The organism is Paenibacillus sp. FSL E2-0178 (assembly GCF_038593005.1).
GTDB lineage: Bacteria > Bacillota > Bacilli > Paenibacillales > Paenibacillaceae > Paenibacillus_AQ > Paenibacillus_AQ phytohabitans.
Genome location: NZ_CP151953.1, coordinates 1268087 through 1282000, shown reverse-complemented (window position 1 = coordinate 1282000; position 13914 = coordinate 1268087). Strand labels below are relative to the sequence as shown.

The 13914-nt window shown below is 36.8% G+C and carries 19 protein-coding genes; all 19 read left to right on the top strand.

Annotation, left to right across the window (positions count from 1 at the left end):
* The first annotated feature begins 6 nt into the window (after positions 1 to 6).
* The gene (locus MHI42_RS05800) at positions 7 to 312 is read left to right on the top strand and encodes a hypothetical protein (protein ID WP_342423089.1); all 306 of its coding nucleotides are present in this window, start codon (positions 7 to 9) and stop codon (positions 310 to 312) included.
* A gap of 142 nt (positions 313 to 454) precedes the next feature.
* Positions 455 to 721, top strand: coding sequence for a hypothetical protein (locus MHI42_RS05795; protein ID WP_342423088.1), 267 nt, complete (start codon positions 455 to 457; stop codon positions 719 to 721).
* 31 nt (positions 722 to 752) lie between these two features.
* Positions 753 to 893 carry a hypothetical protein gene (locus MHI42_RS05790; RefSeq protein ID WP_342423087.1) on the top strand — a complete coding sequence of 47 codons (141 nt, stop codon included), beginning with the start codon at positions 753 to 755 and terminating at the stop codon, positions 891 to 893.
* A 368-nt stretch (positions 894 to 1261) separates the two neighbouring features.
* A complete protein-coding gene (locus MHI42_RS05785; RefSeq protein ID WP_342423086.1) occupies positions 1262 to 1441 on the top strand; it encodes a hypothetical protein in 180 nt (59 codons plus the stop codon).
* Positions 1438 to 1656 carry a hypothetical protein gene (locus tag MHI42_RS05780; protein ID WP_342423085.1) on the top strand — a complete coding sequence of 73 codons (219 nt, stop codon included), beginning with the start codon at positions 1438 to 1440 and terminating at the stop codon, positions 1654 to 1656. The genes MHI42_RS05785 and MHI42_RS05780 overlap by 4 nt, the downstream gene beginning before the upstream one ends.
* A 4-nt stretch (positions 1657 to 1660) precedes the next feature.
* On the top strand, positions 1661 to 1882 hold the full coding sequence (locus MHI42_RS05775; protein WP_342423084.1) for a hypothetical protein: 222 nt from the start codon (positions 1661 to 1663) through the stop codon (positions 1880 to 1882).
* 15 nt (positions 1883 to 1897) lie between these two features.
* Positions 1898 to 4111: an anaerobic ribonucleoside-triphosphate reductase gene (gene nrdD / locus MHI42_RS05770; protein WP_342423083.1), complete on the top strand. Its 2214-nt coding sequence runs from the start codon at positions 1898 to 1900 to the stop codon at positions 4109 to 4111.
* Positions 4108 to 4611 carry an anaerobic ribonucleoside-triphosphate reductase activating protein gene (gene nrdG, locus MHI42_RS05765; protein WP_342423082.1) on the top strand — a complete coding sequence of 168 codons (504 nt, stop codon included), beginning with the start codon at positions 4108 to 4110 and terminating at the stop codon, positions 4609 to 4611. The genes nrdD and nrdG overlap by 4 nt, the downstream gene beginning before the upstream one ends.
* Before the next feature lie 8 nt (positions 4612 to 4619).
* The gene (locus tag MHI42_RS05760) at positions 4620 to 5930 is read left to right on the top strand and encodes a ribonucleotide-diphosphate reductase subunit beta (RefSeq protein WP_342423081.1); all 1311 of its coding nucleotides are present in this window, start codon (positions 4620 to 4622) and stop codon (positions 5928 to 5930) included.
* A 27-nt stretch (positions 5931 to 5957) separates the two neighbouring features.
* On the top strand, positions 5958 to 7628 hold the full coding sequence (locus tag MHI42_RS05755) for a ribonucleoside-diphosphate reductase subunit alpha (RefSeq protein ID WP_342423080.1): 1671 nt from the start codon (positions 5958 to 5960) through the stop codon (positions 7626 to 7628).
* A gap of 73 nt (positions 7629 to 7701) precedes the next feature.
* Positions 7702 to 8259 carry an HAD family hydrolase gene (locus tag MHI42_RS05750; RefSeq protein ID WP_342423079.1) on the top strand — a complete coding sequence of 186 codons (558 nt, stop codon included), beginning with the start codon at positions 7702 to 7704 and terminating at the stop codon, positions 8257 to 8259.
* A gap of 51 nt (positions 8260 to 8310) precedes the next feature.
* On the top strand, positions 8311 to 9072 hold the full coding sequence (thyX, locus tag MHI42_RS05745) for an FAD-dependent thymidylate synthase (protein ID WP_342423078.1): 762 nt from the start codon (positions 8311 to 8313) through the stop codon (positions 9070 to 9072).
* 632 nt (positions 9073 to 9704) lie between these two features.
* Positions 9705 to 9938, top strand: a complete 234-nt coding sequence (locus MHI42_RS05740; RefSeq protein WP_342423077.1) for a hypothetical protein — start codon at positions 9705 to 9707, stop codon at positions 9936 to 9938.
* Between the two features lie 133 nt (positions 9939 to 10071).
* Complete coding sequence (locus MHI42_RS05735) at positions 10072 to 10371, top strand: hypothetical protein (protein WP_342423076.1); 300 nt, start codon at positions 10072 to 10074, stop codon at positions 10369 to 10371.
* Between the two features lie 9 nt (positions 10372 to 10380).
* Complete coding sequence (locus MHI42_RS05730) at positions 10381 to 10689, top strand: hypothetical protein (protein ID WP_342423075.1); 309 nt, start codon at positions 10381 to 10383, stop codon at positions 10687 to 10689.
* Positions 10690 to 11524: 835 nt separating this feature from the next.
* Entirely contained in the window at positions 11525 to 11863 is a 339-nt protein-coding gene (locus MHI42_RS05725; protein ID WP_342423074.1) for a hypothetical protein, read from the top strand.
* 785 nt (positions 11864 to 12648) lie between these two features.
* Complete coding sequence (locus MHI42_RS05720) at positions 12649 to 12864, top strand: hypothetical protein (RefSeq protein ID WP_342423073.1); 216 nt, start codon at positions 12649 to 12651, stop codon at positions 12862 to 12864.
* 222 nt (positions 12865 to 13086) lie between these two features.
* Entirely contained in the window at positions 13087 to 13689 is a 603-nt protein-coding gene (locus MHI42_RS05715) for a hypothetical protein (protein WP_342423072.1), read from the top strand.
* Positions 13690 to 13780: 91 nt separating this feature from the next.
* Positions 13781 to 13912, top strand: coding sequence for a hypothetical protein (locus MHI42_RS05710; RefSeq protein ID WP_342423071.1), 132 nt, complete (start codon positions 13781 to 13783; stop codon positions 13910 to 13912).
* Positions 13913 to 13914 lie beyond the last annotated feature (2 nt).

Below are 13914 nucleotides of genomic sequence, written 5' to 3'. Positions count from 1 at the left end.
GGAATTATGTATTATTTACGTAAGGAACCAGAAGAAAAAAATATTCCTGAGATTACTAAGAACGATGGTTCAGTTATACCAGAAAGAAGGTTCATGAGCGAGGAAAGGGCTATCTACAAACACCATGACTTTTCACGTTTCTATCGAGGCACATTTAAAGGATTGAATGAAAAATATCAAGGCATGAAGGTCTATCAATGCAAGACACTTAAAAAAATTCTTGCACTAAGGGAGAGTACGTTCAACTACAGTGGCGAATACTTTGACGTTTTTGATGAGACCGGAAAGGTTGACATTGAATCAATGAAATAGTGGTTTTATCAAAGATAAACTTGAGGTGAAATTATGAAGAAAGCTTTAATTACAGTAACAATCACTCGGGAGGTTGAACTTGATCCAGAATTGTATTACGAGGGAATTACTGACGATGAAATGTTGAAGGAAGAAATAAAATATGTCTGAAATTGTTGCAGATGATGGATTTATGTGGTGGTTGGGTAGCTTTGGAAAGTCATCAGTTGAGGAAATCTGGAATGATGATGAACGGCTCTATATTCGATCTGTAGACGAAGATACCTTGGTTGAGAATGCCTGTGATAACTTGTGTGATGATCCAATCAATGAAGGCTTATCAGATGAAGAACTAGAGAAAAAAGCAGTAGCAACTGTTGATTTGTACGATTGGAAAAAAGTAATCTCGGTCAGAATCAATACACCGTAAAATGTACCTTTGATCAAGAAAGGAGTATTATATGAAAACACTTGGATGGTTTTTATCTTTGTTTTGGTTAGTAATGCTAATATTATTGATCGTTGGAGTTCAGCCGGATTATTTTGTAGTCGGCTGTGCTTTTCTAATATCTGCAATAAATAGTGTTCCAACAGAAAAATAATAGATGAGATGATCTTCTTTTCATTTTAGAAATTAATTAAATTATAGAAAGAACGGAGAAGTATTCATTTAGCAATGGAGACAATAGTTAGAACGACACAAAAACTCATTGACGGAAAGTGGCGACCAGTTGAATTTAAAGATATGAAAAGGGAAGATTATTTTCGTCAATTTGACAATATCGTCCCAGTCACAGATGAATCGGGGAACTCTATCTTTATTGCCTTAAGTAACCCATATTTCGGGAAAGATAATATATTAAGGATAGACTATGAAACTTGTTGACATAGTATAAATAACTAAAAATAATTATATATAAATTGTAGTTGAATTGATATTGCTGTATTAAGAAATAAAAATGATGGAACGTTGGGTACATTAGAGTATTCAATGTTTGGTGGCTCAGTTCATTTCTACGATGAAGAGAGTGGTGCTTTCGGTAAAACGTTGGGAGATCGCTTGGAAAACATTTATAAAGGGTGGGAAGTTGTAGATTTGCCCAATGGGTATGAAATTGGAGAATGGGGAGGAGTTAGAAAGACAAGTTGAAAACATACATAAGCTTAGCTGGAGCAATTTATGAAACATTTAAAGATGTGATTGGAACAAAAGAAGAAATACAATTACACGAAGATGTTTATGTAAAAAGAAAACTCAGAGATGTCATTGGAGCAAAGGAATTCAGAAGGTTCGATGAAATGGATGAAAAGTATTGGAATGATGCTTGGAGAGAATTTGATGTCATGACTTTTGAGAGGAGGTGAAAAATTGAACGAAGACATCAAGAATTATTTACTTAATGAGCCTTTAAACAGAGAATATGAAGCAATTAACACAATCGTTTCAACGCTATACTTTAATGATAACTCTGATTTTAAATCTGCACTTTGGGAAACATTGAACTATTTATTGGATGGAAAGATATCTGAGTATGCCGGAGACAGATTCCTAGCTGAATTGTACAGATTTATGAATGATGGCGATGACTAATAAAACAAGTCTTTCATGGGAAGTGAATATCAACAGGAGATGATAACTACGCTAGTAACAAAAAGAGATGGAACACAGGTTGAATTTAATAAACTGAAAATAGTTCAGGCAATATCAAATACGATGATGAGAACAGAAAAAGGTGTTGACGGAGAAGTCTTAAACAAAGTAACAGATAGAGTTATACATAGAATAAATGATTTAGAAACAGTCGATATCGAACATATTCAAGATGAAGTAATTACAGCTCTTATGTTGAGCAAAAGAAAAGATGTAGCGATTGAATACATAGGTTATAGAGAAGTACGAAGCCTTAAGCGAAGAGAACGAAGTGCTCTTGATAAGAAGGTGCAAGGGCTTTTGGATCGCACAAATACAGAAGTTATGAGTGAAAACTCTAATAAGGATAGTCAGACAATTCCTACTCAACGGGACTTGTTGGCCGGAATTATGGCTAAGGATTTTGCTCAAGCCTATATGATCCCTAAGCGAGTTGTAGAAGCACATAATAACGGAGACATCCATCAACACGACCAAGATTACTCTCCATATTTCCCATCTTACAACTGTATGTTAATTGACCTTAGAGAGATGTTGGAGAATGGATTTAAGTTAGGAAATGCACAAATTGAAACACCCAAATCTATTACAACCGCAGCGGCAGTAACAGCACAGATAATTGCTCAGGTATCAAGTCATATTTATGGTGGTAATACAATCAACGAGATTGACAAGGTATTAGCACCATATGTCAGCAAGTCGTTTGAAAAACACTTTAAGACTGGTATGGAATGGTTGTATAGCGCCGAAGCAGATCTTATCAATGCTCTCAATATTTCAGTAGATAATCTTGATATTGCGAGTCGCTTTCCAAGATGCTATGACTATGCTTTAAGACTTACTGAGAAAGAAACTCTAGATGCTTTTCAGTCACTAGAATATGAAATTAATACATTGGTTTCAGCTAATGGACAGACTCCCTTTTCAACTTTTGGATTCGGTAGAGGGACATCTTGGGAAGAGCGTCAAATCCAAATAGCTATTCTTAAGAACCGGATCAGGGGTTTGGGTAAAGAGGGTAAGACTCCGGTGTTTCCGAAGCTTATTTTCGCTCTTGAAGAAGGAGTTAATCTCAAACCTGAAGATCCAAACTATGATATTAAGAAGTTAGCTATTCGGTGCAGCACATTGCGCATGTATCCAGACATTCTTTCCGTACCAAAGGTTAAAGAGGTAACTGGGTCATTTAAGAACCCTATGGGATGCAGAAGTTTTCTTGGTAAATACATAGAAGATGAAAAAGAAATTCATGATGGACGCTTTAATATGGGCGTAACCACAATTAATCTGCCACGACTCGCTATTAAGGCGGACGGATCGGATTCGAAATTTTATAAGCTCTTAGATGAAATGCTTGAGGTATGTAAGGAAGCTCTGATGTATCGAATTGAACGACTTAAAGGAGTAAAAGCAAAAGTAGCACCAATTCTCTATATGGAGGGTGCAACAGGAGCAAGACTTCAAGCAGAAGATACAATTGATCGTTTGCTTGAGAATGGAAGGTCAAGTATTTCGCTTGGTTATATTGGAGTGCATGAGACTGTACTTTCACTGTTCGGGAAGCACATTTTTGATGATCTTGTCCTCAGACAAAAAGGTATAAACATAGTTAAATACCTAAGTAATAAAGCTGAAGAATGGAAAAGTGAAACTGGCTATGGTTTTAGTCTTTATTCGACTCCGGCAGAAAGCCTTTGCTATCGCTTCTGCAAATTGGATGGAGAGCAGTTTGGCGTAATTGACGGAATCACAGATAAGGGATATTACACAAATTCGTTTCATCTGGATGTAAACAAAAAAGCAACACCATTTGAAAAGATTGAATTCGAGCAAGAATATCCAAAGTATGCAAGTGGGGGCTTTATAACTTATTGTGAGTTTGATGCATTAGTAAAGAATCCTGAAGCGCTTGAAGCTGTATGGGACTTTGCTTATGAAAGAGTTCCTTACTTTGGAACAAACACGCCAGTAGATAAATGCCTTGAGTGTGGATTTGAAGGAGAATTTGCAGCAACAGTAACAGGGTTTGAGTGTCCTAATTGTGGTAATGGGAACCCGAAAACTTCTTCAGTTATTCGTAGATGTTGCGGCTATCTCTCGGAACCTTCGCAACGTCCCTTCAACAAGGGAAAGCAGCATGAGGTCATCTCAAGGATTAAGCATCAATGAACATTGCCGATTATAAACGTTTTGACGTAATAAATGGTCTGGGATTAAGGCATTCACTATACACATCAGGTTGCTCTCATCACTGTAAAGGATGTTTTAATGCTTCAATTTGGAACTTTAATTATGGAACGCCATTTACAGAAGAATTTGAAGATAGAATTATTGAAGATTTAAATATTGATTATGTTAAAATTTCTGGCCTTTCAATCCTGGGTGGGGAACCTCTACAAAATGTAGATGGTTTGCTTCCATTGGTAAAAAGAATAAAGGCTGAATGCGAGAAGAAAAATATTTGGATTTGGTCTGGTTATACATTTGAAGAGATAACCCAAAACAAGTTAATGAAAGAGTTATTGTCGTATTGCGATGTATTGATTGATGGACGGTTTGAACTTTCCAAGCGTGATTTAAACCTTAAATGGCGTGGCTCGACCAATCAACGCATTATCGATATTCAAAGTAGCTTATCAGAGAATAAAGCAGTTTTGTTTGCAAATTAAATTAATGGGTGGACGGATGGGGAATTTTAAACAATAGAGAGAAAGGAAGAAAAATTAGGTTGCAAAATTTGATTACGAAACGCAATGGAACGAGAGTCGATTTCAACGCAGATAAGATCACGAATGCTATTAAAAGAGCAGGAATTCAAACAGGAGAATTTGATATACCAGAAGCAAAAAGACTGACTCAGGGTGTCTTAGAATTAATAAAACTTAATGAGTACGATGAATTGACCGTTGAGAATGTGCAAGATTTAGTAGAAATGGTCTTGCTAAAATCAGAATATAAAATTACGGCGAAAGCATACATTATTTATCGTGAAAAACGAACACAGGCAAGAAAGCCCGATATTTTCAAATACCGTTTAAATTTGAAGCCATATGAATATCCCGAACTCATAGAGTACAAAGAAGCAATACAGCATTCGTACTGGCTTCATACTGAATTCAACTACACTTCGGACATTCATGATTTCAAATTTAGCGTAAGCAACAATGAGAGAAATGCAATCAAAAATGTAATGCTTGCCATTGCACAAGTTGAGGTTGCAGTTAAGACGTTTTGGGGAGATATATACCATCGTCTTCCGAAACCAGAGATTGGTGCGGTGGGACATACATTCGCAGAAAGCGAAGTTCGTCATCATGACGCATATTCACACCTACTTGAAATATTAGGATTGAATGAGGAATTCGAGAAAATCAAAGAGATTCCAGCTCTTAGTCAGCGCGTAGACTATTTAACAAAATCCGCTCAATTGGCTCGAACCGGTAATGATAAAGATTATGCCTTGTCCATCCTACTATTTTCATTGTTTATTGAGCACGTATCATTATTTTCTCAATTTCTGATTATCATGTCGTTTAATAAATATAGAAATATCTTTAAAGGTATGTCTAATGTGATTGAAGCTACCTCAAAAGAGGAGCAGGTTCATGGACTATTTGGAATTGAACTTATCAACATTATTCAAAGAGAGCATCCTGAATGGTTCGATAAGCAATTTGAGAGTGCAGTTTATCAAGCATGCCTTGATGCTTTTGACTCCGAAGAAATGGTAATAGATTGGATCTACGAATCAGGAGAATTAAGTTTTTTACCAAAAGAAATCGTTAAAGAATTTGTTAAGAATCGCCTTAACAACTCTTTGAAAAGTATCGGATATAAGCCTGTCTTTGATGTTAGTGAGAAATTGGTAGATGATACTGATTGGTTTGATGACGAGATAATTGGGACTAAACATGGTGACTTTTTTGTAAAACGTCAAATCAATTATACAAAGCGTACACGTAGCATTACTGGAGACGACTTATTCTAATACATAAAAAGATGGGATTGATAAAATATGAAGTGGTTAAATGAAAACAGTAAAAATTTCTTGTCTCGGGGTTATCTAACAGAAGGAGTTACAGCAGAACAGCGTATTCGTACAATTGCAAATACGGCTGAGAAGATTCTTGATATTGAAGGGTTTGCTGATAAATTTTACGGCTATATGGAAAGGGGATATTATTCACTCTCTTCTCCGGTATGGGCCAATTTTGGAATTGACAAAGGCTTGCCTATTAGTTGCTTTGGTTCTTACCTCTCGGATAATATGGGAGATATTCTATATACAACATCTGAAGTTGGAATGATGAGTAAATTTGGTGGAGGGACATCTGGATATTTCGGCAATCTTCGCCATCGAGGAGCACCAATCAAAGATAATGGAGAATCCTCTGGCGCAGTCCATTTCATGAAGTTGTTTGAATCTACTATGGATGTCGTTAGCCAAGGAAGTACAAGAAGAGGGAGATTTGCACCTTATCTACCTATTGATCATCCAGACATTGAAGAATTTTTGAAAATCGGAACCGAAGGCGACCCCATTCAAGAGTTGACGCATGGAGTAATTGTGACAGATAAATGGATGAATGCAATGGTGGCAGGAGACCCCGAAAAACGTGCTTTATGGGCAAAGGTTATTCAGAGACGCGTTGAGATTGGCTACCCATATATTTTCTTTGATGATGCAGTAAACAATAATACCGTTGATGTATACAAAGACAAGGAGTTGAAGATTTATGCGAGCAACCTTTGTTCCGAGGTTATGTTGCCAAGTAATGACGAATGGTCGTTCGTTTGCAATTTATCTTCAATGAATATTCTTCATTATGATGAATGGAAAGATACGGATGCAGTTGAAACTATGGTATTCTTCTTGGATGTAGTAATGACTGACTTTATTAACAAACTAGAAAAGATGCGTGACTCTGAAAGCAGAGAAGAAAACTTAGCATTTTATTTTATGGAGAAGACCTACAACTTTGCAAAGGCTAATCGTGCATTGGGAGTAGGAGCGCTGGGATGGCATTCTTACCTTCAATCAAAAATGATTCCATTTGAAAGTCTAGAAGCAGCCAAATTGAATTCTCGTATCTTCAGTTTGATTCAAAAGAGATCGCATGAAGCATCAAGAAAACTAGCGACACTTTATGGCGAACCAGAAGTATTAAAAGGATATGGAAGACGGAATGCTACCCTTACGGCCATTGCGCCAACCACAAGTTCTGCGTTCATTCTGGGTCAAGTTTCACAGAGTATTGAACCTATCTGGTCTAATTGTTATGTTAAAGATATTGCTAAAATCAAAGTAACAATTCAAAATCCATATCTAAAAGAAGTCCTGAAAACATATGACAAAGACATGAAAGAAGTATGGAATAGCATTCGAGATAATGACGGGTCTGTACAACACCTTGACTTTTTAAGTGATCATGAAAAAGAAGTGTTTAAAACGTTTAGTGAAATTGATCAATATGTAATTTTAGACCAAGCTTCAACTAGACAGTTGTTTTTGGATCAGAGCCAGTCTCTAAATATTACAGTTAACCCGAAAATGTCCGCTAAACAAATTAATGAACTCTATTTGTTTGCGTGGGAGAATAAGATTAAAACGCTGTATTATCAGCACAGTACAAATGCAGCGCAACAGTTTAGTAAAGATAAGCTATGTTCCTCATGTGAAGCATAATATATTCACATTTAAAAAAGAGGGCAGTAAAAAGCCCTCTTAATAAACATAAAAAGGGAGTAATCAATCAAATATGACAAACCAAATAAAACAACCATTTCATGAAAACAAAACACAATTTGAACAGGTAAGGGAGTTCCATGAGGCATTCAATTGTCCTGCTCCAGAGGTTCCAACTGAACTATCTGACAAACTAGCGGTTAACAGAGCATCATTCATTATGGAGGAGGTTATTGAGCTGCTTTATGCTACAGCAGGTAATGAAGAGCGGTTTGCTCAATTCTTCTCAGAGTTAATTTCTAATGCTGAAAAGACTTATGGTAAGCAGCTTACAAAGCCTTTTCCAGAGTACAAACTGATTGGTCAGATTGATGCTTTTACAGATATCCTCTATTTTGCTAATGGGGGCTTTGTTGAAACAGGAATTATTCCTGATGCTATTTTTAATACAGTACATCGAGCCAACATAGGGAAGATTTTCCCTGACGGTAAACCCCATTACAATGAAGTAGGAAAGGTTATCAAACCAGATAACTGGGAACAGGATCATGCTCCTGAACCGAAGATTTTGTCTGAGGTTGAACAGCAAATTGCATTGGGTAGTAAAAGATTTAAAAAAACAGAGGATTGACGGTGGATTGTTCCAACGTTTATCACATAATAAATCAAAAGGAGAGATTGAATGAACGTCCAACTTATTGCATACACACAACTATCAGATTCATTCAAAAAGCAAATTCAAAGCGACATCCAGTTTGAATACAATGAACGTGCAGCAATAGCGCTAACTGCTATTCGTACTTGTTATTCGCCAAATCCTCCATCAGAAATCCTTTCTCTTGAGGGTAATAAATACTTTGGCAATAAAGCTACCGATGGTAAAAGTGGGACTGAGGCAGACCGATTATTCCGCCATATCACTGGATCAGGCCACAGTAGTACGCTTGAACACCTTAACTATACTTTTGCGATTGAAGGAGTTAGCCGTGCCCTTATGGGACAATTAACGCGTCATAGACATCTATCTTTTTCAATTCAGAGTCAACGCTATGTTAGATTTGGAAGCGAAGATAGAAGTGGGGGATTTGCTTATGTAACTCCTCCAAGCGTTGAAAAGAATAAAGATGTTGTCGTTAATTACAATGATTTTGGCGACACAGAAACAGTGGGGGAAATATATGAAACATTAATGAAGAGATTGCAATCCGGTTATGACGATTTGAGGAAAGGAGGAGTGACGGCTGAAGACTGTCGTTCTATCTTACCCAATGCAGCAACTACAAACATTGTACTGACAGGCAATCTTCGCACTCTACTTGAATTTTATAATAAGCGAAAACCAGGAAAAGGCGCTCAGTATGAAATCACAGAATTGGCTGAAGGCATTAAATCAAAAATCATTGAGGTCGATGAATGGTTGACTGCATACTTTGAAGAGAAATAGAAAACAAACTAAAAATAACTATATACAAACAAACAATAATAATATATAATAAGACTCAGATAAGGCGCTAAGCCAGCATCTGAGTCTTTTCTTTAGAAAGGGAGCGATAAGATAAATTGCTAGTTCTACTCAACATTGTCCCAACACTAATTTTAGCCTCAATCCTGTATGTAAGAACTAAAAACATTTATTAGATCTATTGAGCCTCAATAAGTCTGCAGCCGTGACATTTTTTACTCATTCTGCATATCAATTATTGGATTCAATGTACTCACAGCATTATCAACTTCGATCATCACAAACATTGCCCCACAACCAGAGATAAGAACACCAATGATGTACATATACGCAGTTTTATTCAGCCCAGTATTTGAAGAATTAATCTGTAGAAAATATCTAACAAAGGTAATTAGTAAATTCTTTAACTGGTGGATTGCTGCTTTAATCAGTTCCTTGATATTTTCATCACTGCATTTTAACCTAACTGGTTTCCTGGGATACACATTTATTGGAATGGTCTGGTGCTATTATTGTCGCAAATCTAATAATATTCTTGTCCCAATCTTCAGTCATTTTTAATTCAACTACACGGCCATATTAATACAATCGCTGAAAGGGTGATCAATACATATATGAAATTAAGTAAAGAGGCCGAGATTCTTCTATCGCTTTGCTGGAAGAACGGTCAGAGAGCATCAACTACATTTATTATTGGTGACAGATACACATGGGAAGGTAAGGAATTTAAGCCAACTGAAAATACATATGAAGAACTTGAACGGTATCGTGAGAATGGAGAAAAGCAAGTTAAAATTTATCGCAATGGTAACTACGTAAATATTACTGGAGGAGTGTTGGAGAAATGAAAAAAATGTGGGTCAGATTTTTTCAAGAGCATTAGAGCAGAACATTATCATCTAGCATACGAGCAGGGACGATTTGACGAAAAAGTAGAGAGTATTTATGGGATTATCGATAATAAAACCGTGGAGGAATTTTATGAAAACTAAAGAGTTAAAAGTTAGTCATGTAGTAAGAGAGACGTATATGAAATATTGTTGGAGAAGTACAGCAAAATGTGAGTCGTTGTATGAGGTGGATTATAAAATTAGAAGAGCTGCCTACTTGGGAGCAGTTATTCAAACATATCCAGAGAAAGTTATTCATTATCACAATCTAAGGCTTGTCATTAAAGATAATAATATAATCGGTTTATCAATGAACAATGAAGAATACATAAAAGTCAGTGAGAAACGGAAATATACATATGATCAATTGAACGATAAAGTGTTGGTGTAGATTATGACAATGCTAACGATCAACAAAGAAAATACTTATAAGGCAACAATAACGGAAAAAGCAAACACTGGTTTCTACAGACTGACTATTCCTGCACCAGTTAGAAAAATCCTTCATGTTGGTCACGGTGACAAGGTGAGATTAGGAATTAAAGATAATGAACTAATTATGATTAAAAGTAATAATGGTTTAGGTATTGTAGTGAATAAAGATGGAAACATTCATCTTCCGATTCGCCTCAGTGAAAAATATATGATTGATACAGGGAATATTGCTTACTTCAATGTAGGGGAAGGTAGAGTTGTAGTTGAATTCTAGATACAGATTATACATACAGACGGAAGGTAGATGATATGTCAACTATACGTGAATATGAAGATAAACACTGGAAATGGATTGTGAGATATGAGTTCGATAAGAAGAGACTGTCTCGCAAGTCCAAGAAAGCTCTTAAAAGACATTTTGATGAGATGGCACAAGAGTATGAACACTCGGATGACTTCTTATTGATTGATCTTCCTGAGTGTGAAATCTGCAATGGAACTTGAAGAGATGACCTTAACGATTTAGACTGGTTATCCTTTGAAGATTGCTCGAATTGTTCAGGAACAGGGAAGATAGGCTGGAAATATGATGGATTCGGTAAAAAGCAACCGATTAGGCGTTTTTGAATAATAAGACTCGAAAAACACGCATGAAATAAGGCTTTTTTATTCCGAAAATGCTGATGAAATCCCAATTTTATAAAATCACTAAAAGGAGAAAAAAATGATGCAAATGATGCCGAGAGACTGGTAAAAGGATGAAGCACTCTTACAACTCTGTCAAAGAACAGCAGCAGATGAAAATGAAAAGCACGCTCTAAGTATTGGTTTGCACTGGCTCCAAGAAGCCAAGACATACAAACAGTCCTACGAGGCTGTCTTAAGGTATGCGGGCAGCGTTGAGGCCCGGGAACAACGGCTGAAAGAGGGGGTGGAGGACTTACTGGGGATATTTATTGATCACGGACATTGGGGCAGCGTTCCTGTAGATGGAGGATTTGTACACGCTCTTGAAGATTCGGACAGCGACACATTCCTTCGTGTAAGAGGCCTTTTATCCACCCTATACCCAGATACCCCAGCACCCACATTTAAGGAGGATAAGAACAATGACTAAGCTGAAGATTTCTGAACTTGAAAATGATTTTGAAGTCGGCCGGGAAGGATCTGAATATGAAAAATGGACTGTCGGGGAAATAAAGCACGAAATCATTAACCTTGGTGAACCGCATCATGAACACACAGACTGGTACACGCTTAAACCTGAGACATGGCGACCAGATGCTGAAAGTATGATTATCCAGTACATCGAAAATGAATATCAAGATATGTACGAAGATTGGGACGAACGGGCGAATGACTGCATAACGCCGGAACACATCGCAAAGATTCAAGCTGTACTGGATGATGCGTTTAAAGATGGCCATGCGACACAGTATTGGAGCTAGGATAAGCCAGTTGAAATTGATATCCTGCCTACCCCAGCACCCAAGGAGGGCGCACCTGATGATGAACCTATTTGATGATGTGAAGTGGTACGAATGGCTCTGGATATTTCCCGCCATGCTCTTCGTTGAAGTGGTAGTACGTCCAATCAGAAACCGGATCAGAAGAAGGGGATAGCTAATGTCAGATATTCTATATGCAATTCAGCAGCAACAATTAAATAAGACTTACGGTGAACTTAATGCGTAATTGGCTTTGCACTATGACCCAATGAAAGGAAATTCAGATGAAAGATATACTGAATTATGCGTATTGATAGAACGTTTTATCAATGATTTAGGGAATTTAATCGGATGAAAGACAAGTTTCATAAAAAAGCGGGAGTAATATTTACTCCCACCATCACGTTATAGGGTTAGTAATGATTAACTCTAGATTTTATTACAATCTCAGAGTAAGTGATGAATGTTTTCTAGAATCTCTATCACCTCCAACAGTTTGTCTTGATGTTCGTACAAGAAGAGCAATGTACGGTTTTTATTGATACTTCTCACCCAAAACTTTCTGCATACATTGTTCCAACCGTCTGAGACATTTTGTTTTTTCATCCCTGGTCCCTCCTACTTTTTAGAAGCGACCAATATATCTTTATCTCAAGTGAAATTTAAAAAATGTTCTGAACTGTACAGTCATCTCCGTCAAATAATTAATTGTTTTGTCTGCGCCTTCAGGTCGGCTACGCAGAAAATCCCAATCATCATTTTAATCAAGGAAGTGAGGCTATTATATGTTAAGTCAACAAAGGTTTAATGAAATTGAGTCTGACTATGGTTGCGGATACTATCAATTGTGTTGGGAAAAAGCCTGTCCTTGCGCAATAACGACTGAAAATAGAGGGCTATCAAAAGAAATATATGATAGGTTCATTGAAGAAAATGAAAAACTGACTGAAGATTTGTACGAAGATGGCTTCTATGATTTTTATAACGAAGAATACAACTGAAATATGATCAAATACCTGTTTCATCAAAACCAAAGAAAGGATTTAATTATGCATCTTGGAAGCAAAATGACCTATCCAACACATCGTGTTTATCTGTTCGGTCTCATCCCTGTAGGCTCTACTTGGATAGGCTATGGAAGTCGTAAAGACATTCGCCCCTGGATTAGATGGGCAGTTACAGTACGAAAATTTGAAAAATAAATATAAATAAAGGAGTAATACATGCAGCAATTTGAAATGAGAAGTTTTCTACAAAGGTTCACTAATGATGTCGATGATCTTCAAATTTATGATGTACTCAATGCATTGCCTTCAATCCGAAGCGGAGTATGGCTTGCAGGTGGTGCAATTAGAAAGACGCTACAAGGAATAAAAATTGATTCGGATTTTGACTTCTTCTTTAGAAGTAAAGAACAGTTCGATACATATGAGAAAGAATTGATTGCATTAGGAGCAAAATTAACACGCAAAACAGAGCCAAATCATACATATTGCCTTACGTTTAAGAACGAACCAGTCATGATTCAACTTATCAAAATCAATTACTACAAAGACGCAGAAGCAGTTATAGATTCATTTGATTTTACTATCACTCAATTTGCTTATGACGGAACCAATTTATATTGTGGTGATTACTCATTGTGGGATCTTCCAAGAAAGAAGCTGGCACTCAACAAGATGCCTTACGGTGTATCAACCATGCGGAGACTTATAAAGTATACCAATCAAGGGTTCACAGCCTGTGCAGGAGTAATGCAAAGCATTCTTCAGTCTGTAGTGGATGATCCTTCTGTAATTAATTCAGATGTAGTATCAATTGATTAGAAAATTCTCAGTAAACTATCTATTTCATAGGGAGAAAGGTTGGAGTGTAGTGGCTGATATTAATGATTTCGTTAAGAAACACGAACGGAGAGTGAATGAGATTATTCTAAAGGCTAAGGATGAAGATTTAGGTTCTATGTTGGCATATATGAGTGGATTTGCGGGCAATAACGAGTTTTTCGATGAAGTCTTCTGGAATGCCGTAGAGAATTATTTGTTTTAGTG

Bases quoted from the DNA above. Each gene is read 5' to 3' on its own strand.
- MHI42_RS05750 (WP_342423079.1), top strand. From the start codon at position 7,702: ATGACAAACCAAATAAAACAACCATTTCATGAAAACAAAACACAATTT.
- nrdG (WP_342423082.1), top strand. From the start codon at position 4,108: ATGAACATTGCCGATTATAAACGTTTTGACGTAATAAATGGTCTGGGA.
- MHI42_RS05715 (WP_342423072.1), top strand. From the start codon at position 13,087: ATGCAGCAATTTGAAATGAGAAGTTTTCTACAAAGGTTCACTAATGAT.
- MHI42_RS05755 (WP_342423080.1), top strand. From the start codon at position 5,958: ATGAAGTGGTTAAATGAAAACAGTAAAAATTTCTTGTCTCGGGGTTAT.
- MHI42_RS05795 (WP_342423088.1), top strand. From the start codon at position 455: ATGTCTGAAATTGTTGCAGATGATGGATTTATGTGGTGGTTGGGTAGC.
- MHI42_RS05720 (WP_342423073.1), top strand. From the start codon at position 12,649: ATGTTAAGTCAACAAAGGTTTAATGAAATTGAGTCTGACTATGGTTGC.
- MHI42_RS05790 (WP_342423087.1), top strand. From the start codon at position 753: ATGAAAACACTTGGATGGTTTTTATCTTTGTTTTGGTTAGTAATGCTA.
- nrdD (WP_342423083.1), top strand. From the start codon at position 1,898: ATGGGAAGTGAATATCAACAGGAGATGATAACTACGCTAGTAACAAAA.
- MHI42_RS05730 (WP_342423075.1), top strand. From the start codon at position 10,381: ATGCTAACGATCAACAAAGAAAATACTTATAAGGCAACAATAACGGAA.
- MHI42_RS05735 (WP_342423076.1), top strand. From the start codon at position 10,072: ATGAAAACTAAAGAGTTAAAAGTTAGTCATGTAGTAAGAGAGACGTAT.
- MHI42_RS05740 (WP_342423077.1), top strand. From the start codon at position 9,705: ATGAAATTAAGTAAAGAGGCCGAGATTCTTCTATCGCTTTGCTGGAAG.
- thyX (WP_342423078.1), top strand. From the start codon at position 8,311: ATGAACGTCCAACTTATTGCATACACACAACTATCAGATTCATTCAAA.
- MHI42_RS05800 (WP_342423089.1), top strand. From the start codon at position 7: ATGTATTATTTACGTAAGGAACCAGAAGAAAAAAATATTCCTGAGATT.
- MHI42_RS05725 (WP_342423074.1), top strand. From the start codon at position 11,525: ATGACTAAGCTGAAGATTTCTGAACTTGAAAATGATTTTGAAGTCGGC.